The organism is Streptomyces hygroscopicus subsp. hygroscopicus (genome assembly GCF_001553455.1).
Classification (GTDB): domain Bacteria; phylum Actinomycetota; class Actinomycetes; order Streptomycetales; family Streptomycetaceae; genus Streptomyces; species Streptomyces hygroscopicus.
Map to the genome: position 1 here is coordinate 1 of NZ_BBOX01000517.1, position 2,632 is coordinate 2,632.

Genomic DNA, 2,632 nt, shown 5'->3' on the forward strand with positions numbered 1-2,632 from the left:
CGCGGTGGCACCGCGCACAGCCGACCGCCCGGTTTTCGCCACGGCATCCCGAAAACCACTACGCCCGCACAACCGCACAACCCCGCACCGCACTCCCGTCCCCGCCGTCCCGCCACGCACACTGAAGACGCCGTGGCGGGCGGCGGTGTCGTCCCCCTTACCGAGCCCCTTACCGAGCGATGGGACCCATGGGACGACGGGATGCCGGAATGAACCTCGACCACACGGTGGTGCGCCACCGCACACTGATCGTCGAGGGCTGCGACGGGGTCAGCAGGGACGCGTTGCTGACCGGGCTCGCCCGCCGGCACGGCTACACCGTCACCCGCGCCTCCCCCGACCTCCCCCATGTGGACCCGGTGCGGCCCTACCGGGAACTCCTCCAGCACGACGGGGCACTCGCCGTCGACGCCGGTCTGGTCGGCGAACTCGTCTACGGGCCGCTGCGCCGTGGCCGTTCCCGGGTGACCTGGATCCAGGCGTTCGACTTCGCCGACGCGGTGGCCGAGCGCCACGGCGCCTTCGTCCACGTGACGGCCCCGGTGCCGGTGCTGGAGGACCGGCTGGCCGCGTCCGGCGCCTCGGCCGCGGCGCTCGCGGAGATCGACGCCGCGGTGACCGGCTACGACCACGCCTTCACCACCCTCGCCGAGCACGCCCCGGTCCTCACCGTCGAGGAGGAGCCGGCGTCCGGCGGCGGCCCGGACGCGGAGCCGGGCCGCGGTGAGGCGGCGCCCGACCCCCCGGTGACCTCGTTCGCCCGGCGCCTGCCGCGCATCCGCTCCCCCGTACCGGACTGCGCCGAGCACCGCTGAACTCCCCGGTGCCAGGCTCACGTTGGTGCCCCACGAACCACAGACGCACGGCAGGAGACGGACTCCATGACTGACGGCTCGTCCACCCCCGACCCGCAGGCCCTGAACAAGATCGACACCACGGTGCCGCATTCGGCCCGGATCTGGAACTACTGGATGGGCGGCAAGGACAACTACGAGGTCGACCGGCTCGCCGGTGACCAGTACCGGGAAGTCGCCCCGAACATCGAGACCATGGCCCGCGCCTCGCGGGCGTACCTCATCCGCACCGTCACCCATGTGGCGGGCGCCTGCGGGATCCGGCAGTTCCTGGACATCGGCACCGGGCTGCCCACCTACGACAACACCCACCAGGTCGCCCAGCGGGTGGCGCCCGAGGCCCGCATCGTCTACGTCGACAACGACCCCCTGGTGCTGCGGCACGCCCAGGCGCTGCTCACCAGCACCCCGGAGGGGGTGACCGACTACATCGACGCCGATCTGCACGAGCCCGAGCGGATCGTGGCGGCCGCGGCGAAGACGCTCGACTTCGACCGGCCCATCGCCCTGATGCTGATGGGCATCCTCGGCCACATCCAGAGCTACGACGAGGCGGTGTCGATCGTGCGGCGGCTGCAGGAGGCGTTACCGTCCGGCAGCTACTTCGTGCACTACGACAGCACCGACACCGACCAGGCGCTCAAGCAGGCCCAGCAGGGCTACGACGACACCGGCGCCGTTCCGTACGTGCTGCGCAGCGTGGAGCAGATCACCCGCTTCTACGACGGGCTGGAGCTGATCGAACCCGGTATCGTGTCCTGTCCGCTGTGGCGGCCCGGCCCCTCCGAGACGGACATCGAGACCACCGATGTGCACGGAGGCGTGGCGCGCAAGCCGTGACGGCGGTGACGACCAAACGAATGGTTCGGCCACCGGGGAGGTAACCCCCGCCCCCGTCGCGTCGTCAGACACGGCGCCGGGAAGCCTAGGCGGAGGGACGCGCGGGTGTTCGAGGTCGGAGCCTGGAGAGTGCCCTCCGTCAAGCGGCTGCTGCGGGCGTCGGTCGCCGGCGCCCCCGCGGTCGTACCTCAGCGCCGCGGCTCCCGGGACGAGGCGCCCGGCCGGCCGCGGCACCTGGCCATCATCATGGACGGCAACGGCCGCTGGGCCGCGCTGCGCGGGCTCTCCCGCACCCGGGGCCACCAGGCGGGGGTCCTGGCGCTGCCGCGGGTGGTGGACACGGCCCTGGAGGAGGGCATCGAGCACCTGTCGCTGTTCTTCTTCTCCACCGAGAACTGGAACCGGCCGCGCGGGGAGGTGGCCGCCCTGATGCGGCTCACCGCCCAGCTGGCGGACGTCTTCCGCGGCTACGGCGAGCGCGGGGTGCGGCTGCGCTGGCTGGGCTCGGAGGCCCGGCTCCCCCGGGCCACGCTGGCCGCGCTGCGCCGCGCGGAGGCCGAGACCCGCCACAACCGCGCCATGACCCTGGCCTTCTGCTTCAACCACGGCGGCCGGGAGGAGATCGCCCGCGCCGCCGGCTCGCTGGCCCGCGCCACGGCGGAGGGGGCGCTGGACCCCGGGGCCATCGACGAGGCCGTGTTCACCCGCCATCTGCCGCACGCCGATCTGCCGGACATCGACATGCTGGTACGCACCTCCGGGGAGCAGCGCATCTCCAACTTCATGCTGTGGCGGGCGGCCTACGCGGAGCTGTTCTTCGTCGACACCCTCTGGCCCGACTTCACCGGTGAGGAACTGCGCACGCTGCTGGCCGCCTTCGCGGCCCGGGAACGGCGCTTCGGCGCGGGCGTGGGGTGCTAGGGCGCGTGTTGCGAAAG

Annotated in this window: 3 protein-coding genes; all 3 read left to right on the forward strand. The window is 72.7% G+C overall.

Annotation, left to right across the window (positions count from 1 at the left end):
- The first annotated feature begins 209 nt into the window (after window positions 1–209).
- The 3 genes from AXW62_RS37715 (at window position 210) to uppS (ending at window position 2,615) form a co-directional block, all read left to right on the forward strand.
- Window positions 210–815, forward strand: coding sequence for a hypothetical protein (locus AXW62_RS37715; RefSeq protein ID WP_037645916.1), 606 nt, complete (start codon window positions 210–212; stop codon window positions 813–815).
- Window positions 816–881: 66 nt separating this feature from the next.
- Window positions 882–1,694 (forward strand): SAM-dependent methyltransferase, encoded by an 813-nt coding sequence (locus tag AXW62_RS37720; RefSeq protein ID WP_030828894.1) that lies wholly within the window; start codon window positions 882–884, stop codon window positions 1,692–1,694.
- Window positions 1,695–1,823: 129 nt separating this feature from the next.
- Window positions 1,824–2,615, forward strand: a complete 792-nt coding sequence (gene uppS / locus AXW62_RS37725) for a polyprenyl diphosphate synthase (RefSeq protein WP_252368884.1) — start codon at window positions 1,824–1,826, stop codon at window positions 2,613–2,615.
- Window positions 2,616–2,632 lie beyond the last annotated feature (17 nt).

What these genes read in the sequence shown, in the direction of transcription:
- AXW62_RS37720 (WP_030828894.1), top strand. Translation starts at nt 882, where the DNA reads ATGACTGACGGCTCGTCCACCCCCGACCCGCAGGCCCTGAACAAGATC.
- AXW62_RS37715 (WP_037645916.1), top strand. Translation starts at nt 210, where the DNA reads ATGAACCTCGACCACACGGTGGTGCGCCACCGCACACTGATCGTCGAG.